At 64.6% G+C, this 23,172-nt stretch carries 21 protein-coding genes; 11 read left to right on the top strand and 10 right to left on the bottom strand.

Going from position 1 to position 23,172, the window contains the following annotated elements; translation table 11 throughout:
* Positions 1-76: 76 nt before the first annotated feature.
* Complete coding sequence (locus QW881_RS04065; protein ID WP_315712906.1) at positions 77-1,255, bottom strand: ABC transporter substrate-binding protein; 1,179 nt, start codon at positions 1,253-1,255, stop codon at positions 77-79.
* Positions 1,256-1,587: 332 nt separating this feature from the next.
* Here QW881_RS04065 and QW881_RS04060 point away from each other — a divergent pair, with 332 nt between their 5' ends.
* A complete protein-coding gene (locus QW881_RS04060; RefSeq protein WP_315738989.1) occupies positions 1,588-1,839 on the top strand; it encodes a hypothetical protein in 252 nt (83 codons plus the stop codon).
* A 15-nt stretch (positions 1,840-1,854) separates the two neighbouring features.
* Here QW881_RS04060 and purU read toward each other — a convergent pair whose 3' ends face one another.
* Positions 1,855-2,718 carry a formyltetrahydrofolate deformylase gene (gene purU, locus QW881_RS04055; RefSeq protein ID WP_315738990.1) on the bottom strand — a complete coding sequence of 288 codons (864 nt, stop codon included), beginning with the start codon at positions 2,716-2,718 and terminating at the stop codon, positions 1,855-1,857.
* 156 nt (positions 2,719-2,874) lie between these two features.
* On the opposite strand from purU, the gene QW881_RS04050 reads away from it, so the two are divergent.
* Complete coding sequence (locus tag QW881_RS04050; protein ID WP_315759156.1) at positions 2,875-3,708, top strand: uroporphyrinogen-III synthase; 834 nt, start codon at positions 2,875-2,877, stop codon at positions 3,706-3,708.
* 58 nt (positions 3,709-3,766) lie between these two features.
* On the opposite strand, the gene QW881_RS04045 is transcribed toward QW881_RS04050, so the two are convergent.
* From QW881_RS04045 to QW881_RS04035, 3 genes are all read right to left on the bottom strand, one after another.
* Positions 3,767-4,714, bottom strand: coding sequence for a GDP-L-fucose synthase (locus QW881_RS04045; protein ID WP_315759157.1), 948 nt, complete (start codon positions 4,712-4,714; stop codon positions 3,767-3,769).
* Complete coding sequence (gene gmd, locus QW881_RS04040; RefSeq protein WP_315759158.1) at positions 4,698-5,780, bottom strand: GDP-mannose 4,6-dehydratase; 1,083 nt, start codon at positions 5,778-5,780, stop codon at positions 4,698-4,700. The genes QW881_RS04045 and gmd overlap by 17 nt, the downstream gene beginning before the upstream one ends.
* Before the next feature lie 132 nt (positions 5,781-5,912).
* Positions 5,913-6,587 carry a Crp/Fnr family transcriptional regulator gene (locus QW881_RS04035; protein WP_315759159.1) on the bottom strand — a complete coding sequence of 225 codons (675 nt, stop codon included), beginning with the start codon at positions 6,585-6,587 and terminating at the stop codon, positions 5,913-5,915.
* A 330-nt stretch (positions 6,588-6,917) separates the two neighbouring features.
* On the opposite strand from QW881_RS04035, the gene QW881_RS04030 reads away from it, so the two are divergent.
* The 9 genes from QW881_RS04030 (at position 6,918) to QW881_RS03990 (ending at position 17,207) form a co-directional block, all read left to right on the top strand.
* Positions 6,918-7,739 (top strand): ABC transporter ATP-binding protein, encoded by an 822-nt coding sequence (locus tag QW881_RS04030; protein WP_315759160.1) that lies wholly within the window; start codon positions 6,918-6,920, stop codon positions 7,737-7,739.
* Positions 7,736-9,667: a long-chain fatty acid--CoA ligase gene (locus QW881_RS04025; RefSeq protein ID WP_315759161.1), complete on the top strand. Its 1,932-nt coding sequence runs from the start codon at positions 7,736-7,738 to the stop codon at positions 9,665-9,667. The genes QW881_RS04030 and QW881_RS04025 overlap by 4 nt, the downstream gene beginning before the upstream one ends.
* Before the next feature lie 121 nt (positions 9,668-9,788).
* Positions 9,789-10,682, top strand: a complete 894-nt coding sequence (locus tag QW881_RS04020; protein WP_315759162.1) for a branched-chain amino acid ABC transporter permease — start codon at positions 9,789-9,791, stop codon at positions 10,680-10,682.
* Positions 10,683-10,791: 109 nt separating this feature from the next.
* The gene (locus QW881_RS04015) at positions 10,792-11,865 is read left to right on the top strand and encodes a branched-chain amino acid ABC transporter permease (RefSeq protein ID WP_315759163.1); all 1,074 of its coding nucleotides are present in this window, start codon (positions 10,792-10,794) and stop codon (positions 11,863-11,865) included.
* 58 nt (positions 11,866-11,923) lie between these two features.
* Positions 11,924-13,210 carry an ABC transporter substrate-binding protein gene (locus tag QW881_RS04010; RefSeq protein ID WP_315759164.1) on the top strand — a complete coding sequence of 429 codons (1,287 nt, stop codon included), beginning with the start codon at positions 11,924-11,926 and terminating at the stop codon, positions 13,208-13,210.
* Between the two features lie 135 nt (positions 13,211-13,345).
* Positions 13,346-14,185, top strand: a complete 840-nt coding sequence (locus tag QW881_RS04005; protein ID WP_315759165.1) for an ABC transporter ATP-binding protein — start codon at positions 13,346-13,348, stop codon at positions 14,183-14,185.
* 140 nt (positions 14,186-14,325) lie between these two features.
* Positions 14,326-15,549 carry a phenylacetate--CoA ligase family protein gene (locus QW881_RS04000; protein WP_315759166.1) on the top strand — a complete coding sequence of 408 codons (1,224 nt, stop codon included), beginning with the start codon at positions 14,326-14,328 and terminating at the stop codon, positions 15,547-15,549.
* Positions 15,550-15,685: 136 nt separating this feature from the next.
* Entirely contained in the window at positions 15,686-16,876 is a 1,191-nt protein-coding gene (locus QW881_RS03995; protein ID WP_315759167.1) for a CoA transferase, read from the top strand.
* 169 nt (positions 16,877-17,045) lie between these two features.
* On the top strand, positions 17,046-17,207 hold the full coding sequence (locus QW881_RS03990; protein WP_315739007.1) for a hypothetical protein: 162 nt from the start codon (positions 17,046-17,048) through the stop codon (positions 17,205-17,207).
* A gap of 530 nt (positions 17,208-17,737) precedes the next feature.
* On the opposite strand, the gene QW881_RS03985 is transcribed toward QW881_RS03990, so the two are convergent.
* From QW881_RS03985 to QW881_RS03965, 5 genes are all read right to left on the bottom strand, one after another.
* Positions 17,738-19,258 carry a tripartite tricarboxylate transporter permease gene (locus tag QW881_RS03985; protein ID WP_316158008.1) on the bottom strand — a complete coding sequence of 507 codons (1,521 nt, stop codon included), beginning with the start codon at positions 19,256-19,258 and terminating at the stop codon, positions 17,738-17,740.
* Between the two features lie 119 nt (positions 19,259-19,377).
* Entirely contained in the window at positions 19,378-19,920 is a 543-nt protein-coding gene (locus QW881_RS03980) for a tripartite tricarboxylate transporter TctB family protein (protein WP_315756108.1), read from the bottom strand.
* Between the two features lie 27 nt (positions 19,921-19,947).
* The gene (locus QW881_RS03975; RefSeq protein ID WP_315739011.1) at positions 19,948-20,934 is read right to left on the bottom strand and encodes a tripartite tricarboxylate transporter substrate binding protein; all 987 of its coding nucleotides are present in this window, start codon (positions 20,932-20,934) and stop codon (positions 19,948-19,950) included.
* Between the two features lie 133 nt (positions 20,935-21,067).
* Positions 21,068-21,865: an enoyl-CoA hydratase/isomerase family protein gene (locus tag QW881_RS03970; RefSeq protein WP_315756109.1), complete on the bottom strand. Its 798-nt coding sequence runs from the start codon at positions 21,863-21,865 to the stop codon at positions 21,068-21,070.
* Positions 21,865-23,058 carry a pyridoxal-phosphate-dependent aminotransferase family protein gene (locus QW881_RS03965; RefSeq protein WP_315756110.1) on the bottom strand — a complete coding sequence of 398 codons (1,194 nt, stop codon included), beginning with the start codon at positions 23,056-23,058 and terminating at the stop codon, positions 21,865-21,867. Before QW881_RS03965 ends, QW881_RS03970 begins: the two co-directional genes overlap by 1 nt.
* Between the last annotated feature and the right edge of the window lie 114 nt (positions 23,059-23,172).

Here is a 23,172-nt window from a genome sequence, read left to right as displayed (position 1 = left end):
CCCCCACCCCAGCCCTCCCCCGCAGGCGGGGGAGGGAGCGCACGGTCCGTGCGCGCTTGAGATGACGCCTATCGCGTCACTTCTTGGCCTTGCCCGGATCCTTGACGGCGTCGAAGGTCTGGAACTCGACGTTGTAGAGCTCGCCGTCGACCTTCTCGACCTTGCGGATGTAGACGTTCTGAACGATGTCGCGCGTCTCCGGATCGATCGAGATGGGACCGCGCGGGCTCTCCCAGGCCATGCCCTTCATCGCAGCAATCAGGGAATCGCCGTCGGTCTTGCCACCGGTCTTCTTCAGCGCCTCGTAGATCAGATGGATGCCGTCGTAGCCACCGACCGCCATGAAGCCTGGACGGCTGTTGAACGCCTTCTTGTAGGCCGCGACGAACTCCTTGTTCTTCGCCGACGGATGCGCCGCCGAATAGATGTGCGCGGTGACGGCGCCGAGCACGGCGTCGCCCATGTCGTTGAGCAGGTCGTCGTCGGTGACATCACCCGGTCCGATCACCTTGATGCCGCTCTTGTCGAGGCCGCGCTCGGCATATTGTTTCATGAAGTTGCCGCCCTGGCCGGCCGGCACGAACACGAACATGGCGTCCGGCTTGGCGTCCTTCATGCGCTGCAGGAAGGGAGCGAAGTCGGGGTTCGCCAGCGGAACCTTGATCTCCTCGACGATCTCGCCGCCGCCGGCGGTGAAATGCTCCTTGAACGAGGCAAGCGCGTCGTTGCCGGGCGCATAGTCCGAGGTCAGGGTGGCGACCTTCTTGATGCCGTTCTTGACCGCCCAGTCGCCGATGATGGTGGAGGACTGCGGCAGGGTGAAGCTGGTGCGGACGATGTACGGCGACTTCTCGGTGATGATGGAGGTGCCGGCGGCCATGACGACTTCCGGAATCTTGCCCTGGGTGGCAAGCGGCGCGGCGGCGAAGGCCGCCGGCGTCACGCCGAAGCCGGCGATCACGTTGACCTTGTCGTTGACGATCAGCTCCTGCGCCAGACGCTTGGTGTTGTCGGGCAGCGCGGCGTCGTCCTTGAGGATGACCTGGATCTTCTTGCCGGCGACGGTGTCGCCGTTCTGCTGCATGTAGAGCTTGATGGCATTGTCGATCTGCTTGCCGGTCGACGCCTGGCCGCCGGTCATCGGCACGATCAGGCCGATCTTGAACGCGTCTTCGGCCCGCGCCGCACCGGACGCGAGCGCAGCCGCGGCAAGAGCCGCACTGGCGAGCGTCAGTGTCTTGCTTCGCACGAACATTGAAACTACCTCCCTGGTCGGATCAGGACCGCAGCCCCCGGCCATTGTTGTCTTAACCGTGCGATCTCGTTCACGATATCGCGGGCGCATCGCTGCGGACTCGGGACCCCGTTGTCAATGGCGATCATGGGAGGCTTCGTGAACGGTAGGTTTCCGCAACGAACCACCAATCCGTGATTGGTATATTAATACCGACATCATCGAACGGCCAAATTTTACCAATTGATGGCAAATCGTTAGGGTCCGGGCCGCGGGTCGCCCGCAGCACGAAAGGTCCCACGTCAATGCCGGCCAGACGCCACCCCCGGACCAGGCTCTTTCCGGCCGCAACGATGCTTCTGGCCGTGGCCGGGCCGATCCTCGCCGGCTGCTCGTCGATCAATGAGAAGGTCGGCGCGGGGATGGGCGATCTGATGCCGCAATGGGCCGGCGGCCTGCCGGCCGGCGCGCCGCCCCGTCCAGGAACCCCGGAATACGACCGTTTCATGCAGGAGCGCGAGCGGCAGCGGCAGATGCCGGCCGCCGAACGCGACAAGGAGACGCAGTCGAACGCCAACGCGCAGGCGACCGTCCCCGGCCGCTGACGGGCGGTCGCGACATCAATCCATGAAGACGACGGTCTTGCGCCCGTTGAGGATGACGCGATCCTCGAGGTGATAGCGGATCGCCCGCGCCAGCACGCGCCGCTCGATGTCGCGGCCCTTGCGCACGAGGTCCTCCGGCGTGTCGCGATGGCTGATGCGCTCGACATCCTGGTCGATGATCGGACCCTCGTCGAGATCCCGGGTCACGTAATGAGCTGTGGCGCCGATCAGCTTGACGCCGCGCTCATAGGCCTGGTGATAGGGTTTTGCGCCCTTGAAGCCCGGCAGGAACGAATGATGGATGTTGATGCAGCGGCCCGACAGGCTCGCCGACATCTCGTCCGACAGGATCTGCATGTAGCGCGCCAGCACGACGAGATCGGTCTTCGTCTCATCGACCAGCTTCAGGATCGCCTGTTCCTGGTCGCGCTTGGTGTCCTTGGTCACCGGCATGTGGTGGAACGGGATGTCGCCGAAATCGAGCCCGGCATAGGTCTCGCGCGGATGGTTGGAGACGATGGCGGTCGGAATCATCGCGAGGTCGCGGGTGCGCCAGCGATAGAGGATGTCGACCAGACAATGGTCGAACTTCGACACCAGCAGCATCACCCGGCGCTGCCCGGCGCGGTCGCGCATCTGCCAGTCCATCGCAAAGCGCTCGGCGATCGCGGCGAAGCCGGTCTGCAGCGCCGGCAGGTTGACGGCGAGATCGGCGGCCGTGAACACCACCCGCATGAAGAAGTGACCCGTCTCGAAGTCGCCGAACTGCTGGGCATCGAGAATGTTCTGGCCATTGTGGGCGAGGAAGGTCGAAACGGCCGAGACGATCCCGGGACGATCCGGGCAGGACAGGGTCAGGACATATTGGTGGTCGGACATGGCGATGACGTACCGGGCGGATGATTATGAGGGGAATGATGCGGCAGGCTTGGCGCCCGTTCGGGCCCTGCTCTACCACCCTCCGCGCCCTTGCGCCAACGCTCGGCGCGGGGGCAGGATGAACAAAACATCAACTCTCAAACTTCGAGCATCGCCATGGCTGACAGGCTGACCGGCAACCGCATCCTGATCCTGGAAACCCGCGAGGAGGCGCAGTTCTCGCGGCTGCTCGCCGAGCAAGGCGCCGACGTGCTGCAATGTCCGATGTTCACGATCCAGGATGCGCCGGACCCCGCGCCGATCGAGGCCTGGATCCGCCGCTGCATCGAGCGGCCGTTGGATGATCTCGTGCTGATGACCGGCGAGGGTCTCAGGCGGCTGATGACCGTGGTGCGCCGGATCGGCGTCGAGGCCGAGTTCATCGCCGCGCTCGGCAAGGCCCGGAAGTTCACCCGCGGCCCCAAGCCAGGGCGTGCCTTGCGCGAGTTCGGCTTGGAGGCGCAGGTCACCACGGAGAAGCCGACCTCGGAAGGTGTTGCCGAACTACTGGCAAGCTACGACCTCAAGGGCCATCGGCTCGGCCTGCAGCTCTATCCCGACAAAGATCATTCCGCGCTGATCGGTGCAATCAAGGCTGGTGGCGCCGAGGTCGATCCGGTGCTGCCCTACGTCTACGACGCCAAGGCGGCGGATGCGAACATCCTCATCGCGATCGACGAGATGATCGCCGGCCATGTCGATGCGATCGCGCTGACGAGTTCGGGCCAGCCGCGGCGGCTGTTCGACGTCGCCAGGGCGCACGGCGTGGAGGATCGACTGCGGCAGGCCTTGGCGCGTACGCCGATCGCCTCGGTTGGGCCCGTGGTCACGGAGGAGCTGGCCGCCCACGGGCTTGCACCGTCGATCACGCCAGCAGGCGAGGCCTATTTCATGAAGCCGCTGATCTCGGCGATGGCGACCGCGCTGGGCGCGAAGGCGCAGCGGGTTTGATCGCGCTCCTGGAGAGCCGTCATTGCTTCGGCGCTTCGCGCCTCGCAATGACGGAGAACTAACCCTGCCCTGTCTCGCGCAGGAACGCCTGATAGGCCCGCATGATGCCGTCCTCCAGCGTCGTCGTCGCGCGCCAGCCGAGCGCGGCGAGGCGCGAGACGTCGAGCAGCTTGCGCGGCGTGCCGTCAGGCCGCGAGGTGTCGAAGCTGATCCGTCCCTGATAGCCGACGGTGGCCGCGACCACGCGCGCGAAATCGGCAATGGTGATGTCCTCACCGGTGCCGATGTTGACCAGCCCGGTGTCCGAATAGGTCTTCATCAGGTGCACGCAGGCATCCGCCATGTCGTCGACATAGAGGAATTCGCGCCGCGGCGTTCCCGTGCCCCAGACGACCACCTCGGGCGCATCGGCGAGCCTGGCCTCGTGGAAGCGGCGGATCAGCGCCGCGACCACGTGGCTGTATTCGGGATGATAGTTGTCGCCCGGACCATAGAGATTGGTCGGCATCACGTTGATGAAGTCGGCGCCGTACTGGCTGCGATAGGCCTCGACCATCTTGATGCCGGCGATCTTGGCGATCGCATAGGGCTCATTGGTCGGCTCCAGCGGCCCGGTCAGCATGGCGTCCTCGCGCAACGGCTGGGGGGCGAGCTTGGGATAGATGCAGGACGAGCCGAGAAACATCAGCTTCTCGGCGCCATTCACGTGCGCGGCGTGGATGACATTGGCAGCAATCGCGATGTTGTCGTAGATGAACTCGGCGCGCAGCGTGTTGTTGGCGACGATGCCGCCGACCTTCGCTGCAGCGAGGAACACGACCTGCGGCCTGGCGCGAGCAAACCAGGCGAACAGAGCCGCCTGGTCGCGCAGATCCACCTCGCTGCGCGGCACCGTCAGCAGCTCGACGCCTTCGCTCGCCAGCCGCCGCACCAGCGCGCTGCCGACCATGCCGCGATGGCCGGCGACGAAGACACGCTTGCCGCCGAGATCAAACGGCGTTGCCAATGCTCGCCTCCCGCCGTGCGGCGCACAGATCGCTGGCGACCATTTCCTTGACCAGCTCGGCGAAGCTCGTCCTCGGTTTCCAGCCGAGCTTGTCGCGCGCCTTGCTGCAATCGCCGATCAGGAGGTCGACCTCGGTCGGGCGGAAATAGGTCGGGTCGATCCGCACCACCGCCTTGCCGGACTTGGCGTCGATCCCGGTCTCCTCGACCCCCTCGCCGCGCCATTCGATGCGGCGATCGACCTCGGCGAAGGCGAGCTCGACCAGCTCGCGCACCGAATGGGCCTCACCGGTCGCCAGCACAAAATCGTCGGGCGTATCGGCCTGCAGGATGCGATGCATGCCCTCGACATAATCGCGGGCATGGCCCCAGTCGCGCTTGGCCTCGAGATTGCCGAGATAGATCGTCTCCTCCAGGCCGATCTCGATGCGGGCGACGCCGCGGGTGATCTTGCGGGTCACGAAGGTCTCGCCACGGATCGGGCTCTCATGGTTGAACAGGATGCCGTTGCAGGCGAACATCCCGTAGGCCTCGCGATAGTTCACGGTGATCCAGTAGCCATAGAGCTTGGCGCAGCCGTAGGGCGAGCGCGGATAGAACGGCGTGGTCTCCCGCTGCGGGATCTCCTGCACCAGACCGTAGAGCTCCGAGGTCGAGGCCTGGTAGAAGCGCGTCTGCTTCTCCATGCCGAGAATGCGAATGGCTTCCAACAAGCGCAGAACCCCGAGCGCATCGGCATTGGCCGTGTATTCCGGGCTCTCGAAGCTGACGCCGACATGGCTCTGGGCGGCGAGATTGTAGATCTCGTCGGGGCGTATCTGCTGCACCAGCCGGATCAGGTTGGTGGAATCGGTCATGTCGCCGTAATGCAGCAGGAAGGGCACGTTGCCTTCGTGCGGATCCTGGTAAAGATGATCGACCCGCGCGGTATTGAAGGACGATGACCGCCGCTTGATTCCGTGCACGGTGTAGCCGAGACCGAGCAGATATTCGGCCAGATACGCGCCGTCCTGGCCCGTGACGCCCGTGATCAGCGCCACGCGGCCGCTGCAGTCCTTCCCCGCCATGGTCACTCCAACACCGTCTCGGCCCTTCAAGGCCGGAGTTCCCGGTGAGCAGTCCACAGCCGAGGCCGCGGGTCAAGCTCAACGACGAACCAGCGCCGGATAGACCCTGAAGGGGCCTGCGAAAAGCGGAATCTAATCCCCGTAACAGCGCAGGCGGTCGAGATCGATGACCGTCACTCCGCCATATTCCACGCGCAGCAGGCCTTCGCGCTCAAGCGTCTTCAGGCATTGGTTTGCATTCTGCCGCGACAGGCCCGAGAGCGCTCCGATCTCCTCCTGGGTGATCTCCAGGTGACGGGTCGTATTCGGGTAGAGGATCGGGTTGAACAACGAAGCGATGCTGCGGGCGAGCCGCGCCGTCGCATCCAACGTGCGGCCGACCTCGACCAGGCCGATGAACTGGCCGAGCCGCTCGTTGAGCTGGGTGACGAGGAAGCGGTTGAAGCCGACGCTGTTCTCGAACAGCCACATGAAGGTCGGCCGCTCCATCAGCGCGACGCGCGTATCGCGCAGTGCCACGACGTCATAGCGGCGCGGCTCGTTCTTCAGCACGCTGCCCTCGCCGAACCAGGCGCCTGCCGACATGCCGGCGAAGGTCGTGGCCTTGCCACCGCGTGACACCGTGCTCATGCGTGCCAGACCGGTGACGATACCGGTCCAGTATTCGAACGGGTCGCCGCGAACGAAGATGTGCTCGTTGGCCGCATAGGAACGCTCGACGATGCCGGACGAGGCGGTGTCGATTTCCTCGGGCTTCAAATGGCGGGACCATGGCGCGATGCGCAGAAGGGTATCGGAAGAGATCAAGCCGTCATCTCGTCTCGTGGAAGCTCGCGGCGACCATATTGCATCGCAACAATCCTGCGGTGAAATTTGCCTGGGAAATGTCAGGCGCAAGACAGTTCCTCATAGCGCTTTCCCCTATCGAGGACCACCGCCTTCGACTCGCGCATCCCGGGACGGGATGACGCGCGCCTGAGATGCGGCAAAATGCACCCGCTCGGGTGGCCCGTCATTCGTCGGATGGCGCGGAACTCATGCCCGGGATAGGATTGCAACCGATGCGACGAGCCTAACGTCGCACGACACGATGCCTGAAGAGCGCGCCAAGCGCCGAAGACAGTTCGGGAGGACGACTTGGACTATACGTTGGAAGCGCGCGGAGTCTCGCTGCGTTTCGGTGGGGTGAGAGCCCTGACCGACGTTAGCTTCGGCGTGCGCGAAGGCGAGCTGTTCTCGATCATCGGCCCCAACGGCGCCGGCAAGACCTCGATCGTCAACTGCATCTCCGGCCGCTACAAGCCGACCGAAGGCCGCCTGCTCCATCGCGGCCGCGACATCACCGGCTTGCCGCCGAGCGCGCGCGCCAACATCGGCATCGGCCGCACCTTCCAGAACCTCGCGCTGTTCCACCACATGAGCGTGCTCGACAACATCATGGTCGGGCGGCATCACCTCTTGAAGAACAACTTCCTCACCGGCTCGCTCTATTGGCTCACCGGCGCACGGCGGGAGGAGCTGAAGCATCGGGAGAAGGTCGAGCAGATCATCGACTTCCTCGACCTGCAGTCGGTGCGCAAGGCGCCGGCCGGCACCCTCTCCTACGGTTTGCGCAAGCGCGTCGAGCTGGCGCGCGCGATGGCGCTCGAGCCGCATCTCATCCTTCTCGACGAGCCGATGGCCGGCATGAACTTCGAGGAGAAGGAGGACATGGCGCGCTACATCGTCGACCTCAACGAGGAATTCGGCATGACGGTCGTGATGATCGAGCACGACATGGGCGTGGTCATGGACATCTCCCATCGCGTCATGGTGCTCGATTTCGGCCGCAAGATCGCCGAAGGCGACCCCGCCGCCGTGCTCGCCGATCCCCACGTCAAGCGCGCCTATCTCGGCGAGGAGGACGAGCTGCTGGTCGATCCCGACGAGGCGCCGTCCATCGCGGAGGACGCGGCATGATGGACTATGCAGGGCGCGTCCGGCAGGCCGACACCTATCCGAAGCTGCTGCGCCTCAATGCAAGCGAGCACGGCAAGGAGATTGCGCTGCGCGAGAAGAATCTCGGGCTGTGGAGGACCTTCACCTGGGTCGACTACCAGGCGCGGGTGCGCGACTTCGCGCTCGGCATGGTCGAGCTCGGGCTCGGCAAGGACGATGTGATCGGAATCATCGGCGACAACCGGCCGGACTGGGTCGCGGCCGAAATCGCGACCCACGCGATCCGGGCCTTGAGCCTGGGCCTCTATCGCGACGTGCTCGATGACGAGGCGGCCTATCTCTTGAACTATGGCGAGGCGCGGCTGGTCTTCGCCGAGGACGAGGAGCAGGTCGACAAGCTCTTGAACCTCGCCGACCGCGTGCCGGCGCTCAAGCACATCGTCTATTCCGATCCGCGCGGCATGCGCAAACATGACGATCCCCGGCTGCTGCCGGCCGACAAGCTCGCCGAGCTCGGCCGCAACAGAGCGGCGCGCGAGCCCGGCCTCTACGACCACCTGGTCGATGCGACAAACGGCGATGACGTCGCGATCCTCTGCACCACCTCGGGCACGACATCGCATCCCAAGCTCGCGATGCTCTCGGCGGCGCGCGTGCTGAAACACTGCGCCACCTATCTCAGCTTCGATCCCAAGGGCCCCAACGATGAATACGTCTCGGTGCTGCCGCTGCCCTGGATCATGGAACAGGTCTATGTGCTCGGCAAAGGTCTGCTCTGCCGGATGAAGGTCAACTTCGTCGAAGAGCCCGATACGATGATGAACGACTTCCGCGAGATCGCGCCGACCTTCGTGCTGTTCGCACCAAGGGTGTGGGAGCAGATCGCGGCCGACGTTCGTGCCGCCGTCATGGACGCCTCGCCGCTGAAGCAGCGGCTCTATCATCTGGGCATGTCGACCGGCCTCGCCGCGCTGGAGAAGGGTCAGCATTCGAGCTTTGCCGATCTGCTGCTGTTCCGTGCGCTGCGCGACCGGCTCGGCTTCACCCGGCTGCGCTCGGCCGCCACCGGCGGCGCCGCGCTCGGGCCCGACACGTTCAAGTTCTTCCGCGCCATGGGCGTGCCCCTGCGCACGCTCTACGGCCAGACCGAGCTGCTGGGGGCCTACACGCTGCACCCCGACGACAAGGTCGATCCCGACACGACCGGCGTGCCGATGTCCGACGACATCGAGATCAAGATCGACCAGCCCGACAGCCAGGGCATCGGCGAGATCCTGGTGCGCCACCCGAACATGTTCTTGGGCTACTACAAGAACCCGGAGGCCTCGACCGCCGACGTCAAGGACGGTTGGATGCACTCGGGCGATGCCGGCTATTTCAACCGAGAGAAGCAGCTCGTCGTCATCGATCGCATCAAGGATCTCGCCGAGACCGCACGCGGCGAGCGCTTCTCGCCGCAATATATCGAGAACAAGCTGAAATTCTCGCCCTACATTGCGGAAGCCGTCGTGCTCGGCGCCGGCCGCGAGCATCTGGCGGCGATGATCTGCATCCGCTACTCGATCATCTCGAAATGGGCGGAGAAGAACCGCATCGCGTTCACCACCTACTCCGATCTCGCCTCGCGCAACGAGGTCTATGCGCTGCTGCGGCGGGAAGTGGAAACGGTCAACGCGACCTTGCCCCCGGCGCAGCGCATCGCCCGCTTCCTCCTGCTCTACAAGGAGCTCGACGCCGACGACGGCGAGCTGACCCGCACCCGCAAAGTCCGCCGCAGCGTCATCAACGAGAAATACGCCGGCATCATCGACGGGATCTATGGCGGCAAGCCGGACATCCCGGTGGACACCATCATCCGCTTCCAGGACGGCACCACTCAGCGCATCCGCACCACGCTGAAGGTCGTCGACCTCGGCGGCCATGGACCCATGGCGGAGGCCGCGGAGTGATGAGTCTTCCGTCACACGAGATCGTCATGCGCTGGCTCGACCCGCGCATCCATCGTCTTCCAACAACTTCTTTCGCGATGGATCGCCGGGTCAGGCCCGGCGATGACGAGTGAGAACGATCATGAACACCGCCTTCCTCCTCCAACTCATCGTCAACGGCCTCGTGGTCGGCACGCTCTACGGCGTGGTCGCAATGTCGTTTGTGCTAATCTACAAGGCGACGCAGGTCGTCAATTTCGCGCAAGGCGAGCTGCTCCTGATCGGCGCCTGGGTGTGCTGGGCATTGCTGACGAAATATCAAGTGCCGTTCTGGGTGGGCATGCCACTCACGCTGGTCTTCATGTTCGCGTTCGGCATCGCGATCCAGGTCGTGATCCTCCGGCCTATGATCGGCGAGCCCATCATCTCCGTCATCATGGTCACGATCGGTCTGTCGACCGTGTTCCAGGCGGCGCTGAAATGGATGTTCGGCGTTAACCCGCAGCCGTTCCCGCCGGTGTTCGCCAGCACGTCCGTCGACCTGTTCGGACTGCAAATCCAAACGGTCTACGTCATGAGCCTCGTGGTGTCGGTCCTGATGATGCTTGGCATGGCGTGGTTCTTCAAGGCTTCCAAATACGGCCTTGCGATGCGGGCCACCGCCTTCAACCAGCAGGTCGCGCAGTCGCTCGGCATCTCCGTGAAGAACGTGTTCGCGATGGCCTGGGCGATCTCGGCGACTGTCTCCGCCGTGGCCGGCGTCGTCGTCGCCGTGGTCAACGGCGTCTCCTCCGGCCTGTCGGCCTACGGCATCAAGGTGTTTCCGGCGGCAATCCTCGGCGGCCTCGACTCCGTCGGCGGCGCCGTGCTCGGCGGCATCATCATCGGCCTCTTGGAGAACATCGCGCAATATGTCGACAGCCAGTATCTGCACTGGGGCAATCTCTACGAGATCGCGCCGTTCTACGTCCTGATCATCATCCTGATGATCAAGCCCTACGGCCTGTTCGGCACCAAAGACATCGAGCGGATATGAGCATGATCGCCGAAAAGTGGAGGCCGGTCTTCGGTAACGATCATGCTCAAACAAAAAAGAAGGGCGAGCCCATGACTCAATTCAAGCCTCAGGCGAGATAGAGCCCGCCATGGTCGCACGTTCCACGATCCCCGCCGGTGACTTCCGCACCTCCTACGCGGCCGACACCACGATCTTCCCGACCAGAACCAGCCGCAACTTCGCGATTGCCGGCGTGATCCTCTTGTGCTTCGCGCCGCAGGTGTTCTCCGAATACTGGCTGTCGGTCTCGATCCAGATCGGCATCTTCGCGATCGCGGCGCTTGGCCTCAACATCCTGGTCGGCTTCACCGGCCAGATCTCGATCGGCCAGGCAGGCTTCTTCCTGCTCGGCGCCTTCACCTCGGCCTACATCAACAACACCTATGCCATCCCGGTGTTCTTCGCGATCCCGCTCGCGGGCGTGATCACGGCCCTCGTCGGGCTGATTTTCGGCCTGCCGGCGGCGCGGCTGAAGGGGCTCTATCTCGTCATCGCCACCCTCGCCGCGCAATACATCCTGCTCGACTTCTTCTCGCGCGCCGAATGGTTCTCCGGCGGCTCGGTGCCGGCCTCGGCCAATCCGTTCTCGATTCTAGGCTACACGCTGCGCGGCGACCGGCAATATTTCTATGTCGTGCTGGCCTATGTCGTGGTCTGCTACCTCCTGGTCACCAATCTGATGCGCACCCGCGACGGCCGCGCACTGATCGCGATCCGCGACCATTATCTCTCCGCCGAGATCATGGGTATCAACCTGACCAAATATCGCACGCTGTCGTTCGGGCTCGCCGCCTTCTTCGCCGGCATTGCCGGCGCGCTCTATGCGCATTACCAGCTCGTGATCTCGCAGGAGGGTTTCGGCATCGAGCGCTCGATCCTCTTCCTGGCCATGATCATCATCGGCGGCACCGGATCGGTCATGGGCACATTGATGGGGACCGCGTTCGTCGTGCTGCTGCCGGAATCGATGGAGTGGCTCAGCCACAACCTGAAGGGCAGTGCCATCGACAAGGCGCTCGCGCTCAACAACAACATCACTTTTTTGCGCGAGATCGCAATCGGCCTGATCATCATCGCCTTCCTGATGTTCGAGCCGGACGGGCTGGCGCATCGCTGGCGACAGATCAAGACATACTGGAAGCTTTATCCGTTCTCACATTGAACTCAACCAACAGGGACCGGCGACAATCCGGCCCGAACGCACCACAGGAGGAAGCACTATGACGATGAAATCATTGCTGGGCTCGGCGGCTCTCGCGCTGCTCGCAGGCGCCTTCGCTTCAACGGCGCAGGCGCAGCAGATCGCGATCGGCCATCTGCAGGATCTGTCGGGCGGCACGTCCGACGTCGGTACCCCCTATGGCCAGGCCGTCGTCGACAGCTTCGCCTGGGTCAACAAGAATGGCGGCATCGGCGGCAAGCAGCTCGCGGTCGACAGCAACGACTATGGCTACCAGGTGCCGCGCGCGATCGCGCTGTACAAGAAGTGGTCGGCGCCGGACAACAAGGTCGCGGCGATCATGGGCTGGGGCACGGCCGACACCGAGGCGCTGACCGGCTTCCTGGCCAACGACAAGATCCCGGACATGTCCGGCTCCTACGCCGCCGCGCTGACCGATCCCGAGGGCACCAGCGGCAAAGCGAAGCCGGCGCCGTACAATTTCTTCTACGGCCCGAGCTACTCGGATGCGCTGCGCGCCGAGCTGACCTGGGCGGCCGAGGACTGGAAGGCCAAGGGCAAGCCGGGCAAGCCGAAATTCGTCCACATGGGCGCCAACCACCCCTATCCCAACGCGCCGAAGGCCGCAGGCGAAGCGCTCGCCACCGAGCTCGGCTTCGAGGTGCTGCCGCCGCTGGTGTTCGCGCTCGCGCCCGGCGACTACAGCGCGCAGTGCCTGAGCCTGAAGAGCTCGGGCGCGAACTACGCCTATCTGGGCAACACCGCGGCGTCCAACATCTCGGTGATGAAGGCCTGCAAGAATGCCGGCGTCGAGGTGCAGTTCCTGTCCAACGTCTGGGGCATGGACGAGAACGCCGCCAAGACCGCGGGCGATGCCGCCAACGGCGTCGTCTTTCCGCTGCGCACCTCGGTGGCCTGGGGCGGCGATGCGCCGGGCATGAAGACGGTGCAGGAAATCTCGAAGATGTCCGACCCGACCGGCAAGGTCTACCGCCCGGTGCACTACGTCGCCGCAGTCTGCTCGTCGCTCTACATGAAGGAGGCGATCGAGTGGGCTGCGAAGAACGGCGGCGCCACCGGCGAGAACGTCGCCAAGGGCTTCTACCAGAAGAAGGACTGGGTGCCCGCAGGGATGGAAGGCGTCTGCAGCCCCTCGACCTGGACCGACAAGGATCATCGCGGCACGATGAAGGTCGACCTCTATCGCGCGCGCGTGACGGGTCCGACGGATGGCGACCTCAACGAGCTCATGGCCAAGGGCGTGATCAAGCTCGAGAAGGTCAAGACCATCGAGCTGCCGCGCAAAGCCGAATGGGCTGGGTGGTAGTTCCTTACACCAGCGTCATGGCCGGGCAGAAGCGCGTCTTTGCACAATCTCCCGGCCATCCACGTCTTGCTTCACACGCCGATAGGCGTGGATGCCCGGGTCAAGCCCGGGCATGACGACGGATAGAGTGTCGCCATGACCGATACACTGGAAAATCTGCGGACGGCCGCAACTGCTGGGGCACCCGCCCCCCTGCTCTCCGTCCGCAACATCGAGGTCGTCTATGACGACGTCATCCTGGTGCTGCGCGGGCTGAGCCTCGATGTGCCCAAGGGCGCGATCGTCGCGCTGCTCGGCGCCAACGGCGCCGGCAAGTCGACGACGTTGAAGGCGATCTCCGGCCTCTTGAAGACCGAGGACGGCGAGGTGACGCGCGGCGAGATCATGTTCGACGGCGCGCGCATCGACGGCATCGATCCGGAGAAGATCGTCCGTCGCGGCATCTTCCAGGTGATGGAAGGACGCCGCATCGTCTCCGACATGACCTCGCTGGAGAACCTCAAGCTCGGCGCGTTCACGCGCAGCGATCGCGAGGTCAACAGCGACATCGAGATGGTGTTCAACTATTTCCCGCGGCTAAAGGAACGCACCGGCCTTGCGGGTTATCTTTCCGGCGGCGAGCAGCAGATGCTGGCGATCGGACGGGCGCTGATGGCGCGGCCGAAGATGATCCTGATGGACGAACCGTCGATGGGCCTGTCGCCGCTGCTGGTCAAGGAGGTGTTCGCGATCATCAAGGAGATCAACCGCGATCTCGGCGTCACCATCCTGCTGGTCGAACAGAACGCGCGCGCGGCGCTGTCGGTCGCCAGCCACGGCTACATCATGGAACAGGGAAAGGTGGTGCTCGACGGCACCGCGGATGCCTTGCGCGACAATGAGGACGTCAAGGAGTTCTACCTCGGCGGCGCCGGCGACCAGCGCAAGAGCTTCAAGAACCTGAAGAGCTTCAAGCGGCGGAAGCGGTGGCTGTGAGCGTCACACTCCGTCATTCCGGGGCGCGCGGCACGCGCGAACCCGGAATCTCGAGATTCCGGGTCCGGTCCTCTGCGCGAAATGGCTTCGCCATTTCGTCGCAGCGGACCATCCCGGAATGACGTGCCAGGACCCGAGAGATGACCACCCACTACGACGCCCTCGAAACCCGTGACCCCGCCGTCCGCGAACAGGATCTGTTCGACCGACTGCCGGACGTGCTGCGTGCCGCAATGAAGGCGCCCGCTTATGCCGCCCTGCTGCAGGGCATCGATCCCCAGGACATCACGACGCGCGCCGCGCTGGCGCAACTGCCGGTGCTGCGCAAGTCGGAGCTGCCGGCGCTGCACAAGGCGGCGCCGCCATTCGGCGGCTTCGTCGCGCAGGCGCCCGGCGCGTTCTCGCGCCTGTTCACATCGCCCGGACCGATCTTCGAGCCGGAAGCAGCTCGCAACGATCCCTGGCGAGGCGCTCGCGCGCTGTTTGCCTCCGGCTTCCGTCCCGGCGACGTCGTGCTGAACACCTTCAGCTATCATTTGACGCCCGGCGGCTTCATCTTCGACGCCTCGGCGCGCGCGCTCGGCTGCGCGGTGATCCCGGCGGGACCAGGGAACACCGAGGCGCAGTTCGAGCTGATCGAGGCCTACCGGCCGATCGGCTACAGCGGCACGCCGGACTTCTTGAAGATCCTGCTCGACGGCGCCGCCAGCGCCGGTCGCGACGTCTCCTCGATCAAGCGCGCGCTGGTGTCGGGCGCGGCGTTCCCGCCATCGCTGCAGGCCGAGATCAAGGGCCGCGGGATCGACGCCTATCAGGCGTTCGGCACCGCCGATCTCGGCATCGTCGCCTACGAGACCGCCGCGCGCGAGGGCATGGTGGTTAACGAGGACCTGATCTTCGAGATCGTCCGGCCCGGCACCGGCGATCCGGTCCAGGAGGGCGATGTCGGCGAGATCGTCGTCACCTCGCTCGATCCCCACCATCCTTGGATTCGCCTGGCACTCGGCGATCTCACCGCCGCTCTCCCGGGTCTCTGTCCGTGTGGCCGCACCAACATGCGGATCAAGGGCTGGATGGGGCGCGCCGACCAGACCACCAAGATCAAGGGCATGTTCGTCCGCCCCGAGCAGGTCGCCGAGATCGGCAAGCGCCACCCAGCGCTCGGCCGCCTCCGCCTGGTCGTAACCCGTGCCGGCGAGACCGACGCGATGACCTTGAAGGCCGAGTGCGCGGCGCCCGCAGCCGACCTGCAAGAGGCGCTGGCCGCCAGCCTGCGCAGCGTCACCAAGCTCAGCGGCCAAGTCGAGCTGGTCGCGCCGGGCACATTGCCCAACGACGGCAAGGTGATCGCCGACGAGCGGTGAGCGCGCGCAAGTTCCGCTCAAGTAGAAGCCCTGCACCAGCGGCATGAGCAGCGCGGCACACACCGCTGTCCGCGCAATTGTCGCGCTGCGCGCGCTCTCCTATACAGCCATGTCCCCTCTCTCGGAGTTCGTCCGCATGGCCTTCCCGCGCGCGTCCAAAGCCCTGTCCCGCTTCACAGTGCTCGATTTGACGCGGGTGCGCGCCGGCCCGACCTGCGCGCGGCAGTTCGCCGATTGGGGCGCCAACGTCATCAAGATCGACGCCATGATGGAGGATGGCGGCGAAGCGCTTGGCGGCCCGCGCCGCGGCGCCGACTTCCAGAACCTGCATCGCAACAAGCGCGCGATGACGCTCAATCTGAAGGATCCGAAGGGCGTCGACGTGTTCATGCGGCTCGCCGAAAAAGCCGACGTCGTGATCGAGAACTACCGGCCCGACGTCAAGACCAAGCTCGGCATCGACTATGAGGCGGTGCGCAAGATCAATCCGCGCATCGTCTATGGCAGCATCTCCGGCTTCGGCCAGGATGGTCCCTATGCCAAGCGGCCCGGTTTCGACCAGATCGCGCAGGGCATGGGCGGGCTGATGTCGATCACCGGGGCACCTGGCGAGGGTCCGATGCGCGCGGGCATCCCGATCGCAGATCTCTCGGCAGGGCTCTCTTGCGCGATGGGTATCCTCACGGCGCTGCTCGAGCGCGAGGTCTCCGGCGAGGGCCAGTGGGTCCAGACCTCGCTGCTGCAGGCGCAGATCTTCATGCTCGACTTCCAGGCCGCCCGCTGGCTGATGGAGAAGGAGGTCGCGCCGCAGGCCGGCAACAACCATCCGACCAGCATCCCGACCGGCGTGTTCAAGACCTCCGACGGCTACATCAATATCGCCGCGACCGGCGGCCGAATCTGGGAGCGGCTGTGCCAGACGCTCGGCACGCCCGAATGGATCGACAATCCCGACTATGCGACGGCACCGGCGCGCTCGAAGAACCGGGACGCGCTCAACGCCGAGATCAACGCACGCACGCTCGCCAAGACGAGCGAGCAATGGGTCGCCGAGCTGAATGCCGCGGGCGTGCCGTGCGGGCCGATCTACGCGATCGATCAGATGTTCGAGGACCCGCAGGTCAAGCATCTCGGCATGGCGCAGCCGGTGCCGAACGACGACGGCCGCGACATCACGCTGGTGGCGCAGCCCTTCACCTTGTCGCGCACGCCCAGCCGGATGGCAGCGCGGCCGCCGGAATTCGGCGAGCAGACCGAGGAGATCCTGTCCGAATTCGGCTTCACCGACGGCGAGATCGCCGATCTCCGACTGCATCGCGTCGTGTGAGCAGGTGCAATATGTCCAAGCTGCGGCATCCCGCCGCTGTGGCCCAGATGTCACCACGTTGGAACTTCAGACTTGGCCGGATTGAGGCCAAGGCAAGATCGCGTTAATCTCTTCGCATCAGTTGATCGCGGACCCCCTCGGGGCCCGTGCGTGTGAGGAGTAGCGGGTCATGAGCGCATCCGAGTTGAACGAGTTTCTGACGGCGATGAACATCGTGCGCGACGTCAACGGAGCCGCTTTGAATCACCCCGGCGCTCTGCCGTTCGACGAGACGATGCTCGACAACGAGTCCGACTGGTACCACATGCCGGTGGCCGAGAAGGCCAATTGACCTTCCTCGGGTTCGCACGCTCTCTTTCCTACATCGCCTTTGCCCAAAGCCTCCTTCCGAGAAGCCGGACGGAGGCTTTTTCATTTCGGGGCGCAACCGGGATGAGCTGCGAACTCTGATCCACCGAACGCAAAAAAAAGCCCGACGCAAGCGCCGGGCTAGGGATCGTCTCGGGAGGAAACATCAGGGCGCGATGACCAGAGATCAGGCACCGCGCGTGAGCAATTCAGAACTGCCCATGAATGAAGCCTACCACTCTCCTGCCTAAAAAGCTGTCATCGCAAAGACACAACGACAGGAGAAGCGCAGGACGGCTTCGAACATCGGTCCGGCTCGGTCCCGCAGCCGCAAGCTCGGCTCGTTGCCCACCTGCGGTGGGCTCCTCAGGACGGGGGCGGATTTCGCGGTTAAATCTTCAACCCTCATGGTGACGAGCGCCGCGCGCGTCGCGTCTCCGGACGATGCTTCGCATCGCCGGGAGAACCATGAGGGCCCGGAGCGCTCGCCTCATCCAATAGAACCGCCGATCCTTAAGCCTCGGCCTTCGCCGCCGGCGCGCTCGATTTACCGAAGCTTGCAAACAACCGATCGATCAGCGGCCAGAACAAGAGCACGATCGCCAGCGTCGTTATGGTGCCCACCAGCCCGTTCGCCCAGAACACTTTCATGTTGCCGCCGGAGATGATCATCGACTGCCGGAACGCGTCCTCGGCACGGCTGCCGAGCACCAGCGCCAAGGTGAACGGCGCCAGCGGGATCTTGATCTTCTTGAAGACATAGCCGACGACGCCGAAGCCGAGCATCAGCCAGACGTCGAACATCGCGTTCTGGATCGCGTAGGCGCCGATCGCGCAGGACACCACGATCATCGGCGCCACGGCCGCGAACGGCACGCGCAGGATCGAGGCGAAGATCGGCACGGTGGAAAGCACGAGCACGAGGCCGACGACATTGCCGAGATACATCGAGGCGATCAGGCCCCAGACGAAATCCTTGTGCTCCACGAACAACAGCGGTCCGGGATTGAGACCCCAGACCATCAGGCCGCCGAGCAGGATCGCCGCGGTGCCGGAGCCGGGGATGCCGAGCGCCAGCATCGGCAGCAGCGCCGCGGTGCCCGAGGCATGCGCCGCCGTCTCAGGCGCGAACACGCCCTCGATGCGGCCCTTGCCAAAACTGTCCGGATCCTTCGAGAAGCGCTTGGCGAGGTTGTAGCCCATAAAGGAGGCGGCAATCGCGCCGCCCGGCGTGATGCCGAGCCAGCAGCCGATCACCGAGGAGCGCAGCAGGGTCATCCAATATTTCGGCAGGTCCTTCCACACCGCGAGTACGGTGCGCAGCGAGATCGAGGCGGCGTGGCCGCGCAGCGCCAGGCGCTCCTCCATCGTCAGCAGGATCTCGCTGATGCCGAACAGGCCGATGACCGCGACCAGGAAGTTGATGCCGCGCAACAGATCGGTCGAGCCGAAGGTCATCCGCAACTGACCGGACACGGTGTCCATGCCGACGCCGGCAAGCAGCAGACCGAGCGCCATCGCAATGACCGTCTTGTGCTTGTCCTCGCGTCCCAAGCCCACGAACGAGCAGAAGGTCAGGAGATACACGGCGAAGAACTCGGGCGGACCGAACCTCAGCGCGAAGGAAGAGATCCAGGGCGCCAGGAAGGTGATCAGCATCACCGCGACCAGCGAGCCGATGAACGACGAGGTGAAGGCGGCTGTCAGCGCCTCCGCCGCCTTGCCCTGCTGCGCCATGGGATAGCCGTCGAAAGTGGTCGCCACCGACCACGCCTCGCCGGGAATGTTGAACAGGATCGAGGTGATGGCGCCGCCGAACAGCGCGCCCCAGTAGATGCAGGACAGCATCACGATGGCCGAGGTCGGGTCCATCGAGAAGGTCAGCGGCAACAGGATGGCGACACCGTTGGGCCCGCCCAGCCCGGGCAGCACGCCGACGAAGACGCCGAGCACGAGCCCAACCATCATCAGCAGCAGCGTCTTCCAGGTCAGGAGGACCGCGAACCCGTGCAGCAGCAGACCCAAGGCTTCCATGATTTCATTCCAACTGTTTCCTCGTCATTGCGAGCGCAGCGAAGCAATCCAGAGTCGAGTGCGCAGCCCTGGATTGCGTCGTCGCGTTGCTCCTCGCAATGACGGGGGAGAGACCGGTGTCAGTACCCGAACGCCGCTTCGAGCGGGCCCTTCGGCATGATCACGTCGAACACGACGTCGAAAGTCACGAACATCACGGCGCTGAACAGCAACGCCGTGAGCAGCGATTTCCAGATCGCGATCTTGCCTACGAGGCGCATGAACCCGGCGATCAGCAGGAAGCTCGCGACGTAGATGCCGAGAAACTGCATCGCGATGCAGAACAGCAGCGTCGGCACGAATACCGCCATCACGCGCCGCAGTTGCGCGCGCGTCACGAAGGTCTCGACCGCTTCCTTTCTCGACACGAAGGCGGCGCCGATCCCGTAAAGGCTGGCGCCGCCGAGGATCACCGACAGATAGAACGGGAAGTAGCCGGGCTCCGGACCGGTCGAGTCCCAGGACGCGCCGGTCCGCCAATTGTCGCAGGCGAGCACGACCGCGAGCGCGAGCAGCAGCAGCGACACCGCGACGTCGACGGTCCGGGTGGAGGTGACGGCCGGAGAATCCTCCTCCGGCGCGGTCGGATCGTCGACGGCAATCTCGAGCTCAGCGTTGGACATCGATCCTCCTCATCCCCTCGCCCCGCCTCACTTGGCGACGAAGCCGGCTTCCGTCATCAGCTGCTTGTTGAGCGAGCCGTCCTCTTCGAGAAACTGCAGCATGTCCTTGCCGGTGAGGAAGATCGGCTTCAGCGCCTGCTTCTCCATGTAGTCCTTGTATTCCGGCGTCTGCACCAGCTTGCTGAACAGGTCGATGTAGAACTCCTGCTGTTCCTGCGTCACCTTGCCCGGCAGGAACATGCCGCGCAGCATCAGGTATTGCACGTCCAGCCCCTGCTCCTTGCAGGTCGGAATATCGTTCCAGGACTGCGTCTCCGTGACCTTGGTCGTGTAGGAGATGCGCTCCTTGTCGAACACGCAGAGCGGACGCACCTGGCCGGCGCGCCAGACTTCGAGATTCTCGGAAGGATTGTTGACGTTCGCTTCGGTGTGCCCGCCAACCAGTTGGGTCGCGGCCTCGCCCCCCGACTTGTAGGGCAGATAGGAGAACTTGGCGCCGGTCTTCTTCTCCATGAAGACCGTGAGCACGTGATCCTCCCGCTTGGAACCGGTGCCGCCCAACTTGAACGGAGAACTCGACGCCTTGGCGGCTTCGATGAACTCCTTCACCGTCTTCGGGCCGTTGACGTTGTCCCACAGCACGAACTGATCGAGTGCGATCACCGCGACCGGCGACAGTTCGCGCCAGTCGAACGGCAGCTTGGCCGACAGCGGCAGCATATAGATCAGCGAATAGGCGATCAGGACCTTGTTCGGATCGCCGTCGCTGGACTTCATGTACATCAGCGCCTCGGCCCCGGACGCGCCGCCCTTCAGCGACACGACCACCGGCTGCTTCAGCAGATTGTTCTTCTGAATGGCAGCTTGCATCATCCGCGCCATCTGGTCGGATGCACCGCCGGCGCCCGCGGCGACGACGATCTCGACCGGCTTGGTCGGCTCCCAGCCGGCAAAGGCCGGCGCAGTTGCGAAAAAGGCCGCCGTCGCGGCCGCGATCTTGATGAGTTTGCGCACGTGCTTTCTTCCCCGTTCGAAGCCCCAGCTTGCATCCTACCAGGATACTGCTGGCTTATTGTGGTCAGTTCAAGAACACAAGCATGATGCGGCCTCATGTTCATCGGCATAAGGTCGCAAGCACGGCATCGGACTATTTGCCTTTCCAGTTCGGCGTCCGCTTGTTGAGGAACGCCTCCATGCCTTCGCGGAAATCCTCGCTCATATAGGCGCGCAGGATCAAATCCTCGCCCTCGTCCCGCGACAGAGTCCGGCGGATGCGGCGCACGGCCTCCTTGGTGACCTCGAGGGTGATCGGCGCGTGCGAGGCGACGAGCCTCGCGGTCTCCAGCGCGCGTGTCTGCAGCGTCTCGACGTCAGGCACGATCTCGTTGAGCAGACCGAGCGCGAGCGCCTCCGGCGCCTCGACCAGCCGGGCCTTGAAGATCAGGTCCTTGGTGCGCGCCGGTCCGATCAGGGAGACCACGCGCGAGATGTTCGACATCGACAGGCAGTTGCCGAGCGTGCGCGCGATCGGAAAACCGATACGTGTCGTCTCGGTGCCGATGCGAATGTCGCAGCAGGCGGCAATGCCGGCACCGCCGCCGGTGCAGGCGCCCGCGATCGCCGCAATCACCGGCACACGGCACAGTTCGAGCGCGCCGAGCACGCGGTCGATCCGCGCCTCGTAGTCGAGCGCATCCTGCGCGGTCTTGAAGGCACGAAACTGGGAGATGTCGGTGCCGGAGGCGAAGGCCTTGTCGCCCGCGCCAGTCAGGATCAGCGCCTTGATCGACCGATCGGCGTTGATGGCCTCGCAGATCGAGGCCATCCGGTCGTACATCGCGAATGTCATCGCGTTGCGCGCCTGCGGCCGGTTGAAGGTGATCTTGGCGATGCCGTCGTCGACGGTATAGATCAGATCGTCGGAGCCGGTCACAGGTGCGTTCATCAGGCCACCTTCGGAATCGGCGCCGCCTCGCGCGCCTTCAGGACATCCATCGCCGCGAGCACGCCACCGGCACGATGCGGCACGCCAGCGAGCGCAAGGCCCATCTCGACGCCTGCGAGCGTGCCCATCAGCATCAAGTCGTTGAAGTGACCGATATGACCGATGCGGAAGACCTTGCCCTTGATCTTGTTGAGGCCGGTGCCGAGCGACATGTCGAAGTTTTCCAGCACCGTCTTGCGGAACTGATCGGCGTCATGGCCCTCGGGCATGACCACGCCGGTCAGCGCCGGCGAATGCGCCTGCGGATCCTGACACTGCGTATCCAGGCCCCAGGCCTTGACGGCAGCCCGCGTCGCAAGGCTGTGGCGGCGATGGCGCGCAAACACGTTCTCGTGCCCCTCCTCCTCCAGCATCTTCAGCGCCTCGTTGAGGCCCATCAGCAGATTGCACGCCGGCGTATAGGGGAAGGTACCAAGCTTGTTGAAGGTGATGATCTCCTGCCAGTCCCAATAGGAGCGCATGCCGGGATTGGCCTTGGCGGCGGCGAGCGCCTTCTCCGAGACGGCGTTGAAGCCGAGGCCCGGCGGCAGCATCAGGCCCTTCTGCGAGCCCGCGACGGAGACGTCGATGCCCCACGCGTCGTGCTCATACTCCATCGAGCCGAGGCCAGAGATGGTGTCGACCATCAGGAGCGCCGGGTGGCCGGCCCGGTCGAGCGCCTTGCGCACCTCGAGCGGCGGCGTCAGGCAGCCGGTCGAGGTCTCGTTGTGCACGACGCAGACGGCCTTGATCTTGTGCGCCTTGTCATCGACCAGACGCTGCTCGATCGCCGCGATGTCGGCGCCATGACGCCAGTCGCCGGGGATGAAGTCGACGTCGAGCTTGAACTTGTCGGCGATGCCACGCCACAGCACCGCGAACTGGCCGGTCTCGGCCATCAGCACCTTGTCGCCAGGCGCGAGCGTGTTGACGATCGCAGCTTCCCACGCGCCGGTGCCCGACGACGGATAGATGATCACCGGCTGCTTGGTGCGGAAGATTCGCTGCGATGCAGTCAGCACGGCGAAGCCGAGCTCGGCGAACTCGGGACCGCGATGGTCCAGCGTCGGCATATCCATCGCGCGCAGCACGCGGTCGGGCACGTTGGTCGGCCCCGGAATCTGAAGAAAATGCCGTCCTGTGTGCACAGTCATTGGCGTCCATCCCCGGTCATTTGGTTGGTGCGCGGGCGTGGCATCCCACGCGCTGGCCGCGCTTTTCTCCCGCCAGACCGCTGGCGTCAACAAAGAAGACGCAAGCACCGATCG

The organism is Bradyrhizobium sp. SZCCHNS3016 (assembly GCF_032484535.1).
Taxonomy (GTDB): Bacteria; Pseudomonadota; Alphaproteobacteria; order Rhizobiales; family Xanthobacteraceae; genus Bradyrhizobium.
This window is presented reverse-complemented; position numbering and strand designations above follow the sequence as displayed.

Bases quoted from the DNA above. Each gene is read 5' to 3' on its own strand.
- QW881_RS04065 (WP_315712906.1), bottom strand. From the start codon at position 1,255: ATGTTCGTGCGAAGCAAGACACTGACGCTCGCCAGTGCGGCTCTTGCC.
- QW881_RS04060 (WP_315738989.1), top strand. From the start codon at position 1,588: ATGCTTCTGGCCGTGGCCGGGCCGATCCTCGCCGGCTGCTCGTCGATC.
- purU (WP_315738990.1), bottom strand. From the start codon at position 2,718: ATGTCCGACCACCAATATGTCCTGACCCTGTCCTGCCCGGATCGTCCC.
- QW881_RS04050 (WP_315759156.1), top strand. From the start codon at position 2,875: ATGGCTGACAGGCTGACCGGCAACCGCATCCTGATCCTGGAAACCCGC.
- gmd (WP_315759158.1), bottom strand. From the start codon at position 5,780: ATGGCGGGGAAGGACTGCAGCGGCCGCGTGGCGCTGATCACGGGCGTC.
- QW881_RS04025 (WP_315759161.1), top strand. From the start codon at position 7,736: ATGATGGACTATGCAGGGCGCGTCCGGCAGGCCGACACCTATCCGAAG.
- QW881_RS04020 (WP_315759162.1), top strand. From the start codon at position 9,789: ATGAACACCGCCTTCCTCCTCCAACTCATCGTCAACGGCCTCGTGGTC.
- QW881_RS04015 (WP_315759163.1), top strand. From the start codon at position 10,792: ATGGTCGCACGTTCCACGATCCCCGCCGGTGACTTCCGCACCTCCTAC.
- QW881_RS04010 (WP_315759164.1), top strand. From the start codon at position 11,924: ATGACGATGAAATCATTGCTGGGCTCGGCGGCTCTCGCGCTGCTCGCA.
- QW881_RS04005 (WP_315759165.1), top strand. From the start codon at position 13,346: ATGACCGATACACTGGAAAATCTGCGGACGGCCGCAACTGCTGGGGCA.
- QW881_RS04000 (WP_315759166.1), top strand. From the start codon at position 14,326: ATGACCACCCACTACGACGCCCTCGAAACCCGTGACCCCGCCGTCCGC.
- QW881_RS03995 (WP_315759167.1), top strand. From the start codon at position 15,686: ATGGCCTTCCCGCGCGCGTCCAAAGCCCTGTCCCGCTTCACAGTGCTC.
- QW881_RS03990 (WP_315739007.1), top strand. From the start codon at position 17,046: ATGAGCGCATCCGAGTTGAACGAGTTTCTGACGGCGATGAACATCGTG.
- QW881_RS03985 (WP_316158008.1), bottom strand. From the start codon at position 19,258: ATGGAAGCCTTGGGTCTGCTGCTGCACGGGTTCGCGGTCCTCCTGACC.
- QW881_RS03980 (WP_315756108.1), bottom strand. From the start codon at position 19,920: ATGTCCAACGCTGAGCTCGAGATTGCCGTCGACGATCCGACCGCGCCG.
- QW881_RS03970 (WP_315756109.1), bottom strand. From the start codon at position 21,865: ATGAACGCACCTGTGACCGGCTCCGACGATCTGATCTATACCGTCGAC.
- QW881_RS03965 (WP_315756110.1), bottom strand. From the start codon at position 23,058: ATGACTGTGCACACAGGACGGCATTTTCTTCAGATTCCGGGGCCGACC.